This window comes from Terriglobales bacterium (genome assembly GCA_035487355.1).
Lineage (GTDB): Bacteria > Acidobacteriota > Terriglobia > Terriglobales > Acidobacteriaceae > QIAW01.
Genome location: DATHMF010000020.1, coordinates 32,506 through 51,290, shown reverse-complemented (window position 1 = coordinate 51,290; position 18,785 = coordinate 32,506). Strand labels below are relative to the sequence as shown.

16 protein-coding genes are annotated in these 18,785 nt (G+C 54.9%); 12 read left to right on the top strand and 4 right to left on the bottom strand.

Annotated features, from left to right (window positions below; translation table 11 throughout):
* Window positions 1–434: 434 nt before the first annotated feature.
* Both VK738_03655 and VK738_03650 read right to left on the bottom strand, forming a co-directional pair.
* Entirely contained in the window at window positions 435–746 is a 312-nt protein-coding gene (locus VK738_03655; GenBank protein HTD21721.1) for a hypothetical protein, read from the bottom strand.
* 21 nt (window positions 747–767) lie between these two features.
* Window positions 768–1,055 carry an IPT/TIG domain-containing protein gene (locus VK738_03650; GenBank protein HTD21720.1) on the bottom strand — a complete coding sequence of 96 codons (288 nt, stop codon included), beginning with the start codon at window positions 1,053–1,055 and terminating at the stop codon, window positions 768–770.
* A gap of 473 nt (window positions 1,056–1,528) precedes the next feature.
* On the opposite strand from VK738_03650, the gene VK738_03645 reads away from it, so the two are divergent.
* A complete protein-coding gene (locus VK738_03645) occupies window positions 1,529–2,770 on the top strand; it encodes a hypothetical protein (protein ID HTD21719.1) in 1,242 nt (413 codons plus the stop codon).
* Between the two features lie 50 nt (window positions 2,771–2,820).
* On the opposite strand, the gene VK738_03640 is transcribed toward VK738_03645, so the two are convergent.
* Both VK738_03640 and VK738_03635 read right to left on the bottom strand, forming a co-directional pair.
* A complete protein-coding gene (locus VK738_03640) occupies window positions 2,821–4,176 on the bottom strand; it encodes a sigma-54 dependent transcriptional regulator (protein ID HTD21718.1) in 1,356 nt (451 codons plus the stop codon).
* Entirely contained in the window at window positions 4,169–6,424 is a 2,256-nt protein-coding gene (locus tag VK738_03635; protein ID HTD21717.1) for an ATP-binding protein, read from the bottom strand. The genes VK738_03640 and VK738_03635 overlap by 8 nt, the downstream gene beginning before the upstream one ends.
* Window positions 6,425–6,522: 98 nt before the next feature.
* Between VK738_03635 and VK738_03630 the strand changes: the two genes are divergently transcribed.
* From VK738_03630 to VK738_03580, 11 genes are all read left to right on the top strand, one after another.
* Window positions 6,523–6,831 carry a Rieske (2Fe-2S) protein gene (locus tag VK738_03630; protein ID HTD21716.1) on the top strand — a complete coding sequence of 103 codons (309 nt, stop codon included), beginning with the start codon at window positions 6,523–6,525 and terminating at the stop codon, window positions 6,829–6,831.
* 43 nt (window positions 6,832–6,874) lie between these two features.
* Window positions 6,875–7,456 carry a metal-dependent hydrolase gene (locus tag VK738_03625; GenBank protein ID HTD21715.1) on the top strand — a complete coding sequence of 194 codons (582 nt, stop codon included), beginning with the start codon at window positions 6,875–6,877 and terminating at the stop codon, window positions 7,454–7,456.
* A gap of 35 nt (window positions 7,457–7,491) precedes the next feature.
* Window positions 7,492–8,838 carry a hypothetical protein gene (locus VK738_03620; GenBank protein HTD21714.1) on the top strand — a complete coding sequence of 449 codons (1,347 nt, stop codon included), beginning with the start codon at window positions 7,492–7,494 and terminating at the stop codon, window positions 8,836–8,838.
* 183 nt (window positions 8,839–9,021) lie between these two features.
* Window positions 9,022–9,267, top strand: a complete 246-nt coding sequence (purS, locus tag VK738_03615; GenBank protein ID HTD21713.1) for a phosphoribosylformylglycinamidine synthase subunit PurS — start codon at window positions 9,022–9,024, stop codon at window positions 9,265–9,267.
* A gap of 138 nt (window positions 9,268–9,405) precedes the next feature.
* Complete coding sequence (gene glmS, locus VK738_03610; protein HTD21712.1) at window positions 9,406–11,280, top strand: glutamine--fructose-6-phosphate transaminase (isomerizing); 1,875 nt, start codon at window positions 9,406–9,408, stop codon at window positions 11,278–11,280.
* Window positions 11,281–11,880: 600 nt separating this feature from the next.
* A complete protein-coding gene (locus VK738_03605; protein HTD21711.1) occupies window positions 11,881–12,615 on the top strand; it encodes an FAD-dependent oxidoreductase in 735 nt (244 codons plus the stop codon).
* Between the two features lie 185 nt (window positions 12,616–12,800).
* Complete coding sequence (gene dnaK / locus VK738_03600; protein HTD21710.1) at window positions 12,801–14,732, top strand: molecular chaperone DnaK; 1,932 nt, start codon at window positions 12,801–12,803, stop codon at window positions 14,730–14,732.
* 126 nt (window positions 14,733–14,858) lie between these two features.
* Window positions 14,859–16,085, top strand: a complete 1,227-nt coding sequence (locus VK738_03595; GenBank protein ID HTD21709.1) for a J domain-containing protein — start codon at window positions 14,859–14,861, stop codon at window positions 16,083–16,085.
* Between the two features lie 22 nt (window positions 16,086–16,107).
* Window positions 16,108–16,482 carry a hypothetical protein gene (locus VK738_03590; GenBank protein HTD21708.1) on the top strand — a complete coding sequence of 125 codons (375 nt, stop codon included), beginning with the start codon at window positions 16,108–16,110 and terminating at the stop codon, window positions 16,480–16,482.
* A gap of 85 nt (window positions 16,483–16,567) precedes the next feature.
* Window positions 16,568–17,626, top strand: coding sequence for a phosphate ABC transporter substrate-binding protein PstS (gene pstS / locus VK738_03585; GenBank protein ID HTD21707.1), 1,059 nt, complete (start codon window positions 16,568–16,570; stop codon window positions 17,624–17,626).
* A gap of 68 nt (window positions 17,627–17,694) precedes the next feature.
* Window positions 17,695–18,675 (top strand): hypothetical protein, encoded by a 981-nt coding sequence (locus tag VK738_03580; GenBank protein HTD21706.1) that lies wholly within the window; start codon window positions 17,695–17,697, stop codon window positions 18,673–18,675.
* Window positions 18,676–18,785 lie beyond the last annotated feature (110 nt).

The following is an 18,785-nucleotide window of genomic DNA, read 5'->3' as shown; positions in this document are numbered from 1 at the left end:
GATCACTTTGGCCGCTCAAGTCTTGGGCGATGGGGTACTTGCTGCAAATGGGTGGAGCCCTAAAAACAACGCTAATCGCCGCGTATTTGGCGGGGAAAGTCGAGGTCGGGGTGGGGACTTGCTGGGCTAGTCCTCAGTTCCTCGGGGCTAGAATCCCATATCGCAAATGAGTTTTCAAAGAACTTCAAGGGCCAAAGCCCCGCATTCTTGAATGCATACGTAAACACACGTCTAGCACAATGATGGCCTGCAGTTTCCAAGGAAGCAAGGTTTTGATACCAGGGTGATATCACTATTAGATCTGAGGTGTATGTATGTGTAGTCTGATACAGCTTCATTTATTTATCATAAAGCCGTGGGCCACGACGACGGCAAGGTTGCGCCCTTCCAGGGTAAACGTATCTGGTTGGTAGCATCCCCCTTCCAGCGTGAAGTTATACACAACCACGGCGGTCTTTTGCGCATTTGCGAGAGAAGCACCATTTCTTTACATTAGCAAGAGTATCGGGCACCAGGACCTCATTCCCTGATATCGCCGTAGCGTCTACGACTTTGCCCTCATCATCAAGCCTCACCTGCACTACAACGAGGCCATGTATGCGCGCCGAGCTCATCACGGGATATTTCATTTTCTCAAACGAGACCACCTTGATGTCCTTATCGTCGACAGTCCCACTTTGCTGTGCCCAAACACAACCTAACGAAAGCAACCCAATCAGCATCACTATGCTTAGTATTTTATTCATTACATTACTCCTGGACTGTTTCTATCGTATGGTAAAGCGCTTATTGTCCGTTTTCTCAGCTACATTCAAGACTACATCACCGGTGGTCGCGCCCGCTGGCACGGTTACTACTATCTGGTTATCGGCCCAACTTGTGGGAGTTGCTTGCGCATTCCCATTAAACACGACCGTACCGGCGACCGTGGTGCCCTGTGGTGGTGTGCCAAAGTTGCGGCCCGTTATGGTTACAACCGTTCCCACCGGACCTGTGTTTGGTCTTAATCTATCAATCTTCGGTCCGTCAATCAGCCCACGGCAGTGGTCGTTCACCGCCTGATTGTTAGCATCCTCAGCCCTTTGATCAGTGATCCTTCGACTGCGCTCAGGATTTCGCCTCGCGGCTCGGTCTTAGCCTGCCCTGAGCGGAGCCGAAGGCCGCGAAAACGGCTCAACTTGGAGCTGTTTTTGAACTACTCCGCCCTCTCCGTATGTCATTGAAGCGTAGTGACTTATCAACTCTGAGCAATGGGGGTGGGGGAGTAGTACTCGAGCGTTTTCACGGCGTCTGGGTCTACTATTCATTGACGACAAGGGACACAGCCGGGGACGGCTGTGCCACACGATTTCGCTAATTTTGAGAACTTGGTCCCACACCGGCTACGGCAATAACCAGTTTGAAATTAAAGCAAGTAATGATCTCTTCTGCTCAGCTTGTAATTCATCGAATAATTACACTCGCCGCTAGATTTACGAGTATAATTCGCCATCTCCCCAAAAATACCCAAGTGAGGACCTTAAATTCTGTGGACTTTCGAAAATTAGGCGTTGTTGTGTTTATCCTGGTTCCTGTCTTTTCTTCACTCTTAATTGCACAGGCTACCAAACCCTTCATGGTTGCCGGATTACGTCCGTCAAAAGATTTGGTCTGGAAGCGCACATCACCCAACGCGAAGCAGCCGGATGGGCCGGTGCTTTATCAAATCATCTTCCGCTCCAGCGCCACGCCCAACCATGTGCCGGTGATCTCACCCACTTTTACCCTGATGAATTCACCTATCTCTGTGGTGGGCGGCAATGTGGTGATTAGCGGCATGTCTATCAACGGTGGCACAGGTGTTATTAGCTTTGCCGGCGGGCAGACTTTTCCTGGAATTGGCACAATCACTGGTGTGACCGCGGGGGATGGTCTCACCGGCGGCGGTGTAAGCGGAACTGTGGGCCTGGCGGTGGACGGCACGGTGGCCAGGACCAACGCCAGCAACAACTTTCTCGCTGACCAGACGATTACAGGAAACTTGACCATCGCCAATCCCGGGAACCTCACGTTAGCGAATGGGTCGGTCTTCAGTGGAATCGACGTAGATGCAAGCAACAAAATGGGCGTCGGCACATTCACACCCAGCTTCGATCTGAGCTTGGGAGGAGATGCTGCACGAACCATCGCGATGGAACGAACGACGACGGGTGCAGGCAACATTCTGACGGTGCAAGCCGGCACTGCTGCCCTTGGAAGCACGAATCTAAGAGGCGGAGACGTCGTGCTTAGCGCCGGGAACGGCACCGGGTTGGGGGCCAGCGGCAATGTGCGTTTTCAGACCGCTGGACAGAATGATCTTTCGGGTACAAGCGATAACCTTCTGACCGACCGAATCATTATCGTCAGCAGGGCCAAAGGATTGACGCTGTCAGCTCCAGGTTTTACTTCCCTGATGTCCATCCACCTTACTGGGACCCACACTGCGGGCGGACGCATACGCTATATGGTTCGGGCGACCGATGGGGGCTCTCAGATTGCCACCGAAGAAGGCATTATTCAGTACCTGGCAACCGCCAATTCAATAACCTGTACCGTGCAAACGAATGATAAACTCCACCTCGGAACTGTGAACTCCGGTTGCACGCCGGGCTTCTTCAATCCTGGCAGCCAGCCTGGGGTTTCGATTTTTGACAATGTCAGCTTCAGCAGCCCGGCAGCGATCGTGGTCCACGAGGTTTACTTCTCCATCGAAAACGAATCAGGATCGTCTATAAGGTTGGAGCCGTAATCATTTACGGGCGAGGGCCTGGGTCTTCGCCCGTCTCGTACTTCAGACGTTCATTCTTTTACTGCAATCCCCAGCGCTTTCATCTTGCGATAAAGATGGCTGCGCTCCAGGCCCAGGACCTCTGCCGTACGGCTGATGTTGCCGTGGTTTTCATCGAGTTTCTTCAGGATGTAATCGCGCTCATAGGCGGCGCGTGCCTGATGGAGACTCGAAAATTCCTTGGCTGCGGATTTCGGTCGGCCGTCGCGATAGACCAGCGGTGGCAGGTGCTTGCGGTCAATTTTTACCGCGGTAGGATTCATAATGATCATGCGCTCGATCACGTTGCGCAGCTCGCGCACGTTGCCCGGCCAGGAGTAGCGCATGAGGGCTTCTACGGCGTCGTCGGTAATATCTTTGGAGCGCCGGCTGTAGGTGGCGGAAATTTCCCGTAAAAAGTGGCGCGCCAGCAGCGGGATATCTTCCTGGCGCTCGCGCAGCGGCGGAACATAAAAAGGAATGACGTTCAGGCGGTAAAAAAGGTCTTCACGGAAGTTGCCCCTGGAAATTTCTTCTTCCAGGTTTTTATTGGTGGCGGCAATCACGCGGGCATCAACAGTAATCGCGTCGTCTTCCCCTACGCGGGTAAAACGTTGTTCATCGAGCGTGCGCAGAACTTTGGCCTGAGTCTTCAGGCTCATGTCGCCGACTTCGTCCAGAAAGAGAGTGCCGCCATCCGCCTTGTGGAATTTGCCCTGCTTGTCTTCCAGTGCGCCGGCGAAGGAGCCCTTGCGGTGGCCGAAGAGTTCGCTCTCGATCAGGTCTTCGGGAATGGCGGCGCAGTTGACCTCGACGAACATAGCGTCTTTGCGCTGGCTTTGCGCGTGGATGGCCAGCGCCACCAGCTCCTTGCCTGTACCCGATTCGCCATAGATGAGCACGCGTCCGTTGGTGGGGGCCATCAGGCCAATCTGCTGCCGCAGCGCTTTCATGGGAATGCTTTGCCCTACGATTTCGCTCTTGGGCTGCAGTTGCTTTTTCATGTCGCGGTTTTCGCCGCGCAGCCGTTTGGCGTCAATGGCGTTCTTGATCAGGATCAGGGTTTTTTCGAGCGACAGCGGCTTTTCCAGGAAGTCGTATGCGCCCAGCTTGGTGGCGCGCACCGCGGTTTCAATCGTGCCGTGGCCTGAGATCATGATGACCTCGGGCGGATCATCCACGGTGCGAACTTTCTGCAGGGTCTCGAGGCCATCCATCTCGGGCAGCCACACATCGAGCAGCACAACCTCGAAGGCGTGCTTCTCCATCATCTCCAGGCAGGCCTCGCCGCTCTCCGCGACTAAGGCCTTGTAGCCCTCATCCTCGAGCGCGCCTTTCAGCGATGAGCGGATATCTTTTTCGTCGTCAACGATCAGAATGCTATGCATGATCGGGCAGCTCAATCCTCCCGGTGGCGCCGGATGGTGCGCCATTCGCCACCGGCAGCTCCACGATGAAGCGCGCTCCCAGCGGAGAATTTTCTTCCACCCGCACCGAGCCGTGATGGTCTTCCATGATGCGTCCTACGATCGCCAGTCCAAGTCCAGTGCCGCGTCTCTTGGTGGAGAAATATGGCAGGAACAATTTTTCCTTCACCTCCCGGCTTACGCCGTGGCCGGTATCGGCAATCACAATTTCAACCATCTCTCCGGTTTGGACGAGCGAGGTCGAGATATGTACCTCGCGCACGAGGGAATCCTGCACGGCGTCGGCGGCGTTGTCCACGATATTGGCAATCACGCGCTTCATCGCGTTGGGATCGGCCATCACCGGCGGCAGGTCGGGTGCCAGGTCTGTGTTCACCTGGATTCCTTCCAGCCTGCCGTTAAACATGGAGAGCGCACTTTGAATGATCGTGTTGATGTCGGAAGGCTGCGGCTGCGAGGTAGGGAAGCGCGCCATGGCGGAAAACTCGTCCACCAGCGTGCGCACGGTTTCCACCGCTTCCGCAATCGTGGCGGAGCAGGTGCCAATGACCTGCAGCGAGGCTTCATCAGGTGGGCTACCGCGCTCCAGGTGCCGGCGGATACGCTCAGCGGAAAGCGCAATCGGGGTCAAAGGATTCTTGATCTCGTGGGCCACGCGGCGCGCCACCTCGCGCCAGGCAGCCTGCTTCTGCGCCTTCAGCAGATCGGAGAGGTCTTCAAACACAATCACGTAGCCCAGTTTTTGTGGGCCATGTTGCAAGGCGGCAACCGTGACGGCTACATCCAGGCTGGTGCGCGAGGCTTGGACTTGGATTTCCATCTGGCTGGTTACAGATCCCATGCGGTCGGCTTTTCGCATCATGGTTTCGAGGTCGGCAACGACATCTTCATGGAAGAGGCTGCCGAGCCCAGCTCCCAGAGGGAAGCTGGGCATGCCGCCGGCTGTGATGACTGCAGTCAGCATTCGGGTGAGAGCGTGATTGGCGCGTGTGATGCAGCCGGAGGCGTCAAGCGTCAACACGCCTGTAGGGATAGTTTCCAGAATGGTCTCAATATCGCGGCGGCGCTGCTCCAACTCAACGTTGGCGCTGGTGAGCTGGCTGCTGGAAGCTTCAATGGCGTGCCGCGAAGTTTCCAGTTCGGCGGCCATGCCGTTGAACGATGCCACCAGTTCTCCGAGTTCATCCATGGCGGGAATTTCAACCCGGTAGTCGAGATGCCCGCGGGAAATCTCTTGTGTAGCTGTGGCCAGCGCTGCCACCGGGCGCGTCACCAGCTTCGATAAAAACAGCGCCAGCCAGGTGGCAGAAAAGAGCACGATCATGGTGATCAGCAGCAGCAGCCCGGTGTAGGTGCTGCGGAGTATTTTCGACTGCTTGCTCAGTTCACGGTAGGTGTTATCAGCCACTTCAATATGGTTTATGGTCTGCCGGAATCCGGGCGGCAGAGGGATGGCCACCAGGATCAGATTGTTTGAATTGTTTCTCACATGTGCTACGCCCATGATGTAGTCGCGTCCATTCAAGTTGAAAGGCGCAGCGTTCTGCGGTCCGGTCGGGCTGGCAAGGGGAATTTTCTTACGCAAATCCCCCCAGCCCTCCGGAAGGTTGTAACCCGCGACCAGAGAATCGTTGGAGAGGGCCAGGGCAAAGCCACCTTGCAGGGTTTTTTGACGTGCGCGGAACTCATCCACCAGCGTTGAAGAATTAAAGGAGCGCTGGGTCTCCGGTATGTCAGCAATGGCTTCCGCTTCCACATTGGCATTTTCGATGGCGTAATGCGAGAGCAGTCCCGTAACCTGGCTTGAATCTTCCAGCAAATCCTCGACCGGCCGCGAGAACCAGCGCTCAATCGAACGGTTCATCAGTCCGTAGGCGAAGAGGAACAAAACAAAAACAGGGATGACAGAAAGAATCAGCGCGCCTACCACCATGCGGCTGCGGAACTTGGATCCCAGCACGCCGACGCGCCGCTCGGCATACAGCTTCAGCAGGTTACGCAACAAAACAAAAGTCAGAGCAACGAATAACAGAAAGATAAGAGCCGAAAGAGCAACAAGAATCAGAGTCTGATTCGTGGTGCGGGGATCGAAGCCTACCCTGAACGACACCTGCCATAAAACCATGGTGAAGAGCACGGCTACGCCAATGATCAGCGCGATCAGCACGCCGGGACGAGGCTTCGCGTTGGGCTGGTTGACTTCTGGCATGACTCAGGCTCCCTACATTATAGAAGACGCCAAAAGCCGCTTTGCAGGATACAATCTCCCCACGAAGTTTATCTCAACCCCTATGTTTATGAGGACTTATGGGCAATTTTGTCAAAATAGCTGCCAAGAGTGATTTGCCGCCTGCCGGGGAGGCCCGCGAATTCCCTTGCGGCGACAAGATGATTTGCGTCGCCAATGTTGATGGGACTTTGTCGGCGATGGATAACGTCTGCCTCCATCGGGGCGGCCCGTTAGGACAGGGCATGATAGACGGCGGAAAGGTCATCTGTCCCTGGCATGGCTGGGAATACGATCTCAAGACCGGCGCGGCATCGCACAATCCCGCTGCCAAGGTTGCGGTGTATCCCATTAAGGTAGATGGCGATGACGTATTGGTGGAAATCTGAGCGACCGCGGAATACGTAGATTGATTAGGACTGGGAGACGGATTTGAGTCCAGTTACGCATTTTCTGGTTAGCTGGATGGTAGCCAATTCGGCGAAGCTCGAACGCAAAGAACGCGCGCTGGTGACGCTGGCCGGTGTGGCTCCCGATCTGGATGGGCTCGGAATTGTGCCGGAATGGTTGACCCGCAACTCGGCCCATCCCTTGCATTGGTTTAGCGAATACCATCACACGCTGGGACACAATCTCGGCTTTGCGCTGGTGGTGACTGCAGCCGGATACCTGATTGCAAGCCAGGGCGTAAAACTGAAGGCCGCTCTGCTGGTCTTCCTGAGTTTTCATCTGCACTTGCTTTGCGACCTGGTGGGAGCCCGGGGACCGGATGGTGAGCAGTGGCCCATCCCGTATCTTGCGCCTTTTTCGCAGGCCTGGCAGTGGAGCTGGCACGGTCAGTGGGCATTGAATGCGTGGCCCAATTTCGTGATCACGATCGCAGCTTTGGCGGTGACGTTTTACCTGGCGTGGAAGCGCGGCTTCTCTCCGCTTGAAACGTTTTCCCGCAAGGCGGACACTATCTTCGTAACCGCCCTGAGAAATCGTTTTCCGGCAAAAACCGTTGTGGCATGAGCAAGATCATCCTGCAAGCATTGACGAGGAGACGTATGGCAAAGAGCATTTTTCAACGACTGATCGTATGTGCGCTGGCGGCATGGATGGCGATGCCTCTTTCCGCCGATGTCAAGATCAAGACCAAGCGTGAAACCATGGGCCATGCCAGCGAAGACACGGTTTATATTAAAGGCCCGCGCGAACGCACGGAGATGGGCGCGATGATGGGCATGAATGTCAACATCATCAGCATCCTGCAGTGCGATAAGAACCGCTACATCCAGCTCAACCCCGCGAACAAGACCTACATCATTAGTCCTTTAGAAACCGAAGCGGGCTCCGAGGCGGCAAGCACTCCTCCGGCACAAACCAGCGAGAGCCAACCGGCTAAAGGCAAAACCAAAGGCAAGAACAAAGATCAGGGCGAATCGCGTCATGGCGGAGTCGTAACCATGAATCTCTCCTCGAGCGATACCGGGGAGCGCAAGAAGATGTTTGGCTATACCGCCCGCCATGTCACCAGCAGCATGAGCATGGATGCCAGCCCTGACGCCTGTGCCAAAGGAGATTTCAAACTCGAAAACGACGGATGGTATGCCGATCTCTCACCCACACTGGTGTGCCGCACACACGTGCACAACATGACCATGGGCGGAGGCGGCGAACGCGCCGGATGCCAGGATACATACCGCTTTCACAACAGCGGATTTGCCAATGCAGGGTATCCCCTCAAACTGATCACAACCTACAATACCGGCAAAAATAGCTTTACCACCTCGGTTGAAGTAACAGAACTTTCCAAGGCAACCCTTGACCCCGATCTCTTTGAAATCCCCGAAGGTTATACCGAAGCCAGGAATTACAGCGACCTCATGGGAATCTCCGCGGGGCAGATGTTGGGCCAGATGCAGTCAGGAGAAGGGAAGAGCGCCCCAACAGTGCCCACGAAGATTTCACGTAAGAAGCCGGGCATAACTCGCGTCGGAGTACCGCTTATCAAAAATGACAGCTCGCAAAAACTGGGTCAAATGCGCGATTACCTCATCCTGCAGCTCAAAAACGCCCAACTCGATCCCGTTCCAGTAGATGGCAATACGCCAGCCGAGCTGATCGCCGATGCCAAATCTAAAGATTGCGATTACATTCTTTATGTGGATATTGCCAGCATCAAAGGCACCTCTGCCGGCGCAAAAATTGGAGGCTTCTTTGGTGTAGGCTCGGGGAAACCCAGCACCTATGACGTCATGTTGGCCTACAAGCTGAACAAAGCTAACAATAACCCGCCGCTTCTGGACTCTACGGAAGAATCGCGCGAAAGCACTAAACCAATGCCGGGGGTCTATACCGCACTCGAACAAGTAGTACGGGCAACTTTGAAATATATCCGCGAGAACGAATAAGAGGCTTTCCGAAAATAGAACTGGACAGGGTGCTCCTGTCCAGTTTTTTCTTTAGAGAAGAACTGCTCTGTCAAAAAACGGCAAAGATCTATCTTCGTAGGGCCCAAATTAAATCCTTTTAGGGACCTTGTGCTCAAGAATCCCAGCCTGTTTGCGCTCTGAGGGTATAATTTCATTATCGCGATGAAAGCTTATGTCTACGTCTCGCTGAAAAAGACCGTCCTTGATCCGCAGGGAAAAACCATTCACGGCGCGCTGAACAAGCTCGGCTACCGGGGGGTCGCCGATTTGCGGCAAGGCAAATATTTTGAAATTACCCTGGATGGCGGCCTGAACAAGCAGCAGGCCCAGGCTGAAGTGGAGCGCATGGCGCGCGAAGTGCTGACCAATCCCGTGATCGAAGAATACCGTTATTCCATCGAAGATTAGTTTCTGCTAACGAATGCGGATAAAATCAGGATTACAGATTACAGTAAATTACTGAGGCGGTCTTATTTTCGCATTTAATAGGATTTAAGGGTTCTTTAAGTTCCAGTTGACCGGGGTAGATAAGGGTTAAAGTCAAAAATGTGTGGCATCGTCGGATATGTAGGTAACAAGCGGGTTGTCCCCGTCATTATTGACGGGCTGAGGCGGCTGGAATATCGCGGCTACGACTCCGCCGGCATCGCTGTGGCCGGCAACGGCGATGGCCTGCAGATCCGCCGCGCCGAAGGCAAGCTGCGCAACCTGGAAGAGGCCATTCGGTTGAAGCCGCTGGATGGCACCTATGGCATCGGCCATACCCGCTGGGCAACGCACGGACGCCCGACCGAAGAGAACGCCCATCCTCATCGCGACTGTAGTGGCCACGTTGTCGTGGTGCACAACGGCATCGTCGAGAACTATCTCTCGCTCAAAAAGAAGCTGGTCGAAGAGGGGCACAAGTTCGTCACCGAAACTGACACCGAAGTTATCGCCCACCTGATCGAAAAGTATTTTTTTAGCAAGAACAATGGCACGCATAACTCCCTGGAAGAAGCCGTGCGCAAAACCGTCAAGGAACTCAGCGGGGTTTTCGCAATCGCTGTAATCGCCACAGAGGAGCCCAATAAAATTGTGGCCGCGCGCAATGGCCCGCCGGCGGTCATCGGACTGGGGAAAAACGAATATTTTGTCGCCTCTGATGTTCCCGCCATCCTCTATCACACCCGCGATCTGTTCTTTCTCGCCGATGGCGACCTGGCGGTGATTACTCCTTCAGGCGTGAAGCTCTCTGATTTTGACGGACGGCCCATCGAACGCCAGGTGCAGCACATCACCTGGGACCCGATCATGGCGGAAAAGGGCGGCTTCCGGCACTTCATGCTCAAAGAAATCTATGAGCAGCCGCGCGCCGTGCGCGAAACTGCCATGGGAAGGGTCTCGCTCGAAAGCGGCAAGATCTTTTTGGAAGAGATGGAAATTACCGAGGCCGAGTTACGCGCCGCCGACAAAATCAATATTGCCGCCTGCGGCACCAGCATGCACGCCGGATTGATCGGCAAATTCATGATCGAACGCCTGGCGCGCATGCCGGTTGAGGTGGATTACGCCAGCGAATACCGTTACCGCGACCCCATCACCTCGCAGAAAGCGGTGACGCTGCTGATTACGCAGTCCGGCGAAACAGCAGACACCATCGCCGCCCAGCGCGAGGCCAAGGCCAAAGGCTCAAAGACGCTGGCCATCTGCAATGTGGTGGGCTCCATGATTGCCCGCGAGGCCTCGGGTACGATCTATACGCACGCCGGGCCGGAGATCGGCGTGGCCTCTACCAAGGCCTTCACGGCACAACTCACCGCGCTGTTGCTGTTCGCGCTCTATCTCGCTGAGGTTCGTGGCGCGCTTTCTCCAACCGAGGCGAAGGACTACATCAAGGAACTGACCCTCATCCCGGGCAAACTGGAATCGTTATTGACCCGTGACGAGGACTTAGAAGACCTGGCCAAGCAATACTACCGCGCACAGGATTTTCTCTTCCTTGGCCGGGGCGTGCACTATCCTATTGCTCTGGAAGGCGCACTCAAGCTCAAGGAAATCTCTTACATTCACGCTGAGGGCTTTCCTGCCGGAGAGATGAAGCACGGCCCCAACGCCTTGATTGATGAAAACCTGCCGGTCGTGATTATTGCCACGCGAGACTTGAAAGATCCGGGCTCGATGGTGCGCTATGAAAAAACCATTTCCAATATGAAGGAAGTTAAAGCGCGCTCCGGCCGGGTGATCACCGTGGCCAACGATGGCGACGAAGAGATCCGCGAATCGGCCGATCATGTCATTTATGTGCCCCAGGCGCCGGAGCTGCTTCTGCCCATCCTCGATGTTGTGCCCCTGCAGCTTTTGGCCTATCACATTGCCGTGCGCCGCGGATGCGACGTAGATCAACCACGCAATCTGGCAAAGTCGGTGACCGTCGAATAAATATCCGCATTCTTGTGTGGCCTAACGCGGCAAGCCTCAAGGGAACAGCGTTTCTGTAGAGCGTCCACGAGCCATGTTCCTCCCCTCTGTCATGTTGAGCGGAGCGCCACGATCCCCTGGCATCTCGCAGAATCTTAAGCGCGAAGTCGAAACATCCCGAAGAATTCTCCCCAATCCACACTGCTTCAGGGAATTCTCTCCCATGCAGCGTTTGCCAAAACACGTTGGCTGAGCAACGATTGTAGGTTTGTTCCGCATCATGGAGATGAGATGAGAGGCAGGTTCCGGGACGCTCATGGGAGAATTCCCTGAATCAACATTTCCGACGGAAGCATGCTCGGGGTGTTTCGACTCCGCGCCCATCCGCCTCGAGGGCTACAGATTTTCTCTTGGCGCTCCGCTCAACATGACAGTATGAAGGTGGTTGGGACAGACCCAGAAATCGTCGAAAGGAAAAGGATTTAGGGCGTGGTGGCACAACCCTCACCAGCTGTGTCATGCGCTGATAATCTGCCCAGGCATCAGGCACGCGCTACAAACTGAATACTTCCCATCGACTGTAGAATCTAAATAGCTAAGACAGGATTTAGGGAAATAACTGTGCACGAACGCCCAACTTATACCGCGCACTTAAATCGCGTGGTCTCGCTTTCCGATCAAACCAAGCACCTGGAATTCGAGGTGAAGGAGGCGGAGCGATTCGACTTCACTCCCGGCCAATTTGTCTCCATGCTGGCTGACAACCAGGGGAAGCACATGACGCGCGCCTATTCCATCGCCTCTTCGCCACGCCACAATCAGTTCGATCTCTGCCTGAACCGCGTAGAGAGCGGTTTCTTCTCCAACATGCTTTGCGATCTGAACGAAGGGCAAGAGCTGAAGTTCCACGGTCCGCATGGGACATTCGTGCTGCGCAACCCCTTGCGCGATTCTTTACTGATCGCCACGGGAACCGGCATAGCACCCATGCGTGGTTTTGTGCAGTGGCTTTTTGCCGATGAGTCGCGCCACGCCGACCGCGAGATATGGCTGATCTATGGCACACGCTACGAAAAGCACGTTTATTATCGCGAGTTGTTCGAGCAGACGGCAAAGCAGCATCCTAATTTTCACTACATAGTGACCCTGAGCCGGGCCGATGAAAGCTGGCAGGGAGCGCGCGGCTACGTCCAGGACCAGGTTCGTGCAATCTTGAACTCACGCCCTCTCGAAGCCCGCACCAATATGGACGCCTACATCTGTGGCTTGAACAATATGGTTTCAGCCAACCGCAAATTGCTCAAGGAAGAGTTTGGCTGGGACAAAAAATCTATCGTTTACGAAAGATACGACTGAAAACAGCGTAGGGGCGAACACCCTTCCAGTATTTTGGGGCGCCAGTTTTTGCAACCCGCAGGTCTAGCCCTACATCTAAACATTGACAGTAAGTCACTCAAGTATTATCATGCAATTCGACTAAATTGAGATAAGTTGCTCAAGTTACTTAGATAAAAGCACTTAGAAAAGTAAGGAGGTTTGCTATGGGCAAGATAATCGGTATTGATTTGGGAACCACCAACTCCGTGGTAGCGGTGATGGAGGGTGGCGAACCTAAAGTAATTGCAAACGAAGAAGGAGGCCGGACTACGCCTTCCGTGGTGGCCTTCACAAAAACCGGCGAGCGTCTGGTGGGGCAGGTAGCCAAGCGCCAGGCGATTACCAATCCAGAGAACACAATTTATTCCATCAAGCGCTTCATGGGACGTCGTTATGAGGAAGTAACGGAAGAGATGAAGATGGTGCCCTACAAGGTCGTCAAAGCTGGCGATCACATCGCGGTTATGGCGCAGGGTAAGCAGCACACGCCGCAGGAGATTTCCGCCATGATCCTGCAGAAGCTGAAGAAGGCGGCGGAGGACTACCTCGGCGGCGGGGTGACCGAAGCGGTGATCACCGTTCCGGCATATTTTAATGACGCTCAGCGTCAGGCGACCAAAGATGCCGGCAAAATTGCCGGACTCGACGTAAAGCGCATCGTCAACGAGCCCACGGCTGCGGCATTGGCTTATGGTCTCGACAAAAAGAAGGACGAGACCATCGCGGTCTACGACTTCGGCGGCGGTACGTTTGATATTTCCATTCTCGAGGTCGGCGAAGGTGTGATTGAGGTGAAGTCCACCAACGGCGATACGCACCTGGGCGGCGACAACATTGATAACCGCATCGTGGAGTGGCTGGCCGATGAGTTCAAGAAAGATGAAGGACTCGACCTGCGCTCCAAGGGCAACGAGATGGCATTACAGCGTCTGCGCGACGCGGCGGAAAAGGCCAAGATTGAGCTTTCCACCACGCAGCAGACGGAGATCAACCTGCCATTTATTACCGCCGACGCTTCGGGTCCCAAGCACCTGGTCAAGACGCTCACCCGCTCCAAGCTCGAGCAGATGGTAGAAGACATCATCCAGCGCTCGGTCGGGCCGTCCAAGCAGGCGATGAAAGATGCCGGCGTCGAGCCGAAAGACATAGATGAAGTCGTGCTCGTCGGCGGACAGACCCGCATGCCTCGCATCCAGCAGCTTGTGAAAGACCTGTTCGGCAAAGAGCCGCACAAAGGCGTTAACCCTGATGAAGTAGTCGCAGTAGGTGCGGCGGTGCAAGCCGGCGTGCTGGCAGGGGATGTGAAAGACCTGCTGCTGCTCGACGTGACTCCATTGACGCTCTCGATTGAGACCCTGGGCGGCGTGGCGACGCAGATGATTCCGCGCAACACCACCATCCCGACCAAGAAGACGGAGACCTTCTCCACAGCGGCCGATAATCAACCGTCGGTCGAGGTGCATGTGTTGCAGGGCGAGCGTCCTCTGGCGAGAGACGATCGCACGCTGGGCAAGTTCCACCTGACCGGACTTCCACCGGCTCCGCGGGGCATGCCCCAGATTGAGGTGACGTTTGATATTGACGCTAACGGCATCCTCAACGTTACGGCCAAGGACCTCGGAACCGGCAAGGACCAGAAGATCACGATTACGTCTTCTTCCGGTCTGAGCAAAGACGAGGTTGACCGCATGGCCAAGGAAGCCGACTCGCATGCGGCGGAAGACAAAGCCAAGCGCGAAGAGATCGAAGCGCGCAACCAGCTCGACGGCATGGTGTACAACATCGAAAAGATGCTGCGCGAGCACGGCGACAAGATCTCAGGCGACGAGAAAGCCAACGTCGAGTCAGCGCTGGCCGATGCCAAGAAGGCCCTGGAAGGCAGCGATGCCGCAGCCATGAACTCGGCACGCGAGAAGCTGACTGCCGCTTCCCACAAGCTTGCCGAGCAGATGTACAAATCGGCCCAGCCTTCGGGAGCGGGAGCGCAAGCTGGCGGACCGGCTCCTGGCGACGACGGCGCAGCCAAGCCTGATGGTCAAAAGAAAGAAGGCGAAGTCATAGACGCCGAGTATGTGGATGTAGATGAGAAAAAATAAGCTATTAGCTTTTAGCTCTTGGCTGTTAGCTTGTATTAAGGGGCGCAGCAATGCGCCCCTTGTACTTTGTGTTCTGAGGGTATGCTGTAATTAGAACCAGCAATTAGAATTATTTTGTAAGTACTCATGGCCACTCAAACCAAAGATTATTACGGTACGCTTGGCGTCAAGAAGAGCGCCTCGGCTGAAGAAATTCGCAAGGCCTTCCGCAAGCTGGCGCGTAAGTACCATCCGGACGTCAATCCCAATGACAAGAAGGCGGAGGAAAAGTTCAAAGAACTTTCCGAAGCCAACGATGTTCTGAGCGATCCCAAAAAGCGCAAAATCTACGATCAGCTCGGCTTTTATTCCGACAACATTGATCCTGCCGCTGCTGAAGCTTACGCCCGCGGAGGGCGTGCATCAGGGGGCGGCTCGGGCCGGGCTTCTGATGCACCAGGAGGTGGGGCGCAAGGGGTCCCATTTGATTTTGGCGGCTTTGATTTCTCAGATTTTGCCAGCGGAGCTGGGAGCAGCGGCGGACGCAGTAGCGGAGGCTTCCGCGATATTTTTAGCAACATTTTTGGCGGGCGCGGCGGAGGCGATGAGGTGGCGTTTAACACCGGCCCGCAGCCCGGCACTGATCTGGAGTACAAGGTTAACGTTGGCTTCTGGCAGGCGATCCGCGGCGCTGAGCTGCGTCTGAACGTCAGCCGCCGTGATGTATGCAGCAACTGCAGCGGCCGGGGATACCTGGAAAGCACCGCCACCTGCCCGGAGTGCGGCGGCAAAGGACAGATCACACAAACCAGCGGACGCATGAAGTTCAACGTGACCTGTCCGCGCTGTGGAGGCTCCGGTCATGACCGCACGGAGTGCAACGTTTGCAAGGGCGAAGGAGTCGTGACCCGCAATGAGCCCATCACAATTCGCATCAAGCCGGGCACGCGCGATGGCCAGCGTATCCGCCTGGCGGGCAAAGGCAACGCGGGATTGCACGGCGGCCAGCCGGGAGATCTCTACATTATTGTGCGCGCCGGGGACCATCCTGTATTTCACCGCGAGAGCGACGATATTCACATTGCCGTACCCGTGACTGCCCCTGAAGCCGCCTTGGGAGCGAAGATTGAAGTTCCAACCATTGATGGCCGAGCGCAACTCAAGGTGCCGCCCGGCACGCAGAGCGGCCAGAAACTGCGCCTGCGCGAGAAAGGTGTGCCTTCAGCTACGAAAGAGGGTGTGCGCGGCGACCAGATTGTGGAGATCAAAATCGTTGTTCCTGAGGCCCGCGACCTCAAAGCCCGCGAGCTCTGGCAGCAACTGCAGAAGATGAATCCCGAAGACCCGCGCGCCGAGATGTGGAAACAGGTCTAACTGAGAACCAGAGGACATACAAATGAGTTTTGGCATGCATGCCGCAAGGAAAGCCGGCAAAAACTACGAGCTTGTAGCCGACGCTCGTTGGGTGTTTGTAGACACCCAACTATTGCAGGAGTTGATCGATCTTGCCGAGGAAGAAAGCGACCTCGATGGCGAAGCTGTATTTACGTTCGACTGGTTCGATCGTGCTCTCTATGCTGAGATCAGCCAGACGCCCACGGCCAAGGATTGCCGGAAACCGGAAGAAATGCTGAAAATCTTGCGTCTTCTCAAACAGCGAATTGACGCGAACCCTGAAAAATACAAAGACTATGCTTTTCACGTCTCCATGATTGCCTTGTGTGAAGACGCCGCCAAGAAGGGTTATCTTGTGCACACGACGCTCACGTGATGCAATTTCCGTTTCTGCAGGGCTTATGGCATTAACATTCTTTTAACCTCGTTTTGTGATCATGGCATAACCAAGGAGCTATCTTATGATCAGCATATTTCGCAGGTTGCTATTGGCTGGCCTGGTTTCCAGTCTGGTCCTTTTCACCAGTTGCAACTCGGGGCAATCGTCGAACGAGGTTGCAACCATCATTGGAGCGGGCAGTTCATTCGTAAATCCAATCATGACCCGCTGGATTGCCGACTTCCAACAGACCAATCAAAACGTCCACATCAACTACCAGTCGGTTGGAAGCGGAGCTGGCATTGAGCAGCTCAAAAAGGGATTAGTGGATTTTGGCGCGACCGATGCTTCGCTTTCTGATGAAAAGCTCAAGGACATGCCGCCGCTCATCCAACTGCCGGAAAGCGCCGGCCCGGTGTGCATCACGTACAATCTGCCCTCTTTAAAAGATCCGCTGAAGCTGAGCGGACCGACCCTTGCCGGAATTTATCTGGGCACCATCAAGAAGTGGAACGACGCTGCAATTGCCAAAGACAACGCCGGCGTCAAACTGCCAGGTACCAGCATCCTGGTTGCGCATCGTTCCGAGGGCAGCGGCACCAGCAACCTTTTCACCTCCTATCTGGATGCGGTCAGTCCCGAGTGGCATTCCAAAGTTGGCAAGGGCATGGCAGTAAACTGGCCTACCGGCTTCGGCGGAAAAGGCAGTGAGGGCGTCACCGGAGTTGTGAAGCAGTCCGAAGGCGGCATCGGATACGTGGAGCTGACCTACGCTTCACAGAACGGCCTCCCCGTCGCCCAAATTCGCAACAAGGCTGGAAACTGGATTGCCCCAAGTGCTGAATCCACGTCGGCGGCAATCGCGGCTTTCAGCAAAGAGTTGGCCCAGGATGTGCGTACTTTGATCGTCGATCCGCCGGCGACTGCGGCTGATGCTTATCCCATCAGTGGTCTGACGTTTCTTTTGATTCCCAAAGAACCGAAAGACCGGGCCAAGGCGCAGGCGCTGCAAAAGTTTGTGCAATACATCACGACTTCAGGCCAGGAGACGGCCACGTCATTACACTATGCCAAGCTGCCTCCGGAGTTGCAGCAGCTTGATCAGCAATTGCTGGCCCAGGTTACCGTGCCCAACCAGTAAGGGTTTTCAGCCGAGCCAGGAGTCGTGGATTGGGATAAGATAGCGTTCCGTTCGCAGGAGCGGAACCTATGAAGCACCGCGGTCAATCCTCAGTCCTCGATTCTCAGTTAAAACTGGGCTTCTGCGATTCGCCCCCCTGGTGTTTTTCGAAGGGTTCTGCAAAGTTTCTCTTCATCATTTTTATTGTTGTCGCATTCGGCAACGCGTTAGGCTCAGCACAGGACTCCAGGAAGACTGCCGAACGGGTTGCGCACAGTTTCGTTGCGGGTGAGCAGGCCCCTGTGCCCGAAGACGGGGCCGTGACCGATAGTTTTTACGTCAACAAGTATTTTGGTTTTACTTTTCCATTGCCGCAAAACTGGAGCGAGGGCTTTGAGGAGCCGCCGCCTTCTAACACCGGCTATTATGTGCTGAGTTCATTGGGACCTCGGGGCGTAGTCAATGCCACGATTCTGATTTCTGCGGTTGACCTTTTTTTCTATCCCCACGCCGTCAACAACTCCATAGGGCTGCTTCAGGAGATCAAGCAGAACTTGAATCGCGGCATGAAGGCTGAGAGCGGGCCCACGGAAGTCAGGATTGCCAACCATCCCTTTGCACGTTTTGATTTCAGAGGTGCTGGACTTTACCATGCCCACTTCGCCACCGATATTCGCTGTCATGTCGTGAGCTTTGTAATTAGCACCGGTGATAAGCAACTGTTAAAAAAACTGGTGCAGGATTTGAACAATATTAAGTTCACGGAAATAACCGCCCCGATATGCGTGAAAAATTATGCCTCGGGCGAAAATGTTCTTCATAAAGTTGATCCAGCCATGACCGGTCCTAAATTCACCACAGTACCGGTGCGCGTCATCATCGGCACGAGCGGCAGGGTCAAGCAGATGCATATGATCCACGCCTTTCCCGAACAGGCGAAAAGCATTGAAGACGCCCTGATGCAATGGGTCTTCAAACCTTACACACTGGACGGAAACGCGGTAGAAGTGGAAACAGGAATCTTATTCGAATTTCGGCCCAAGGAAGAGAATCCTCGAGGCGATAAATAAGCGGTAATCTGAAAAATCTGAATTTTTTTCTTGCGCTGCTGTCGATTGCCTGTATATTGCAATTGCGGGCTTGTTCCGTGCGCTCGTTGATCCAGAGAACAAGGACCGCC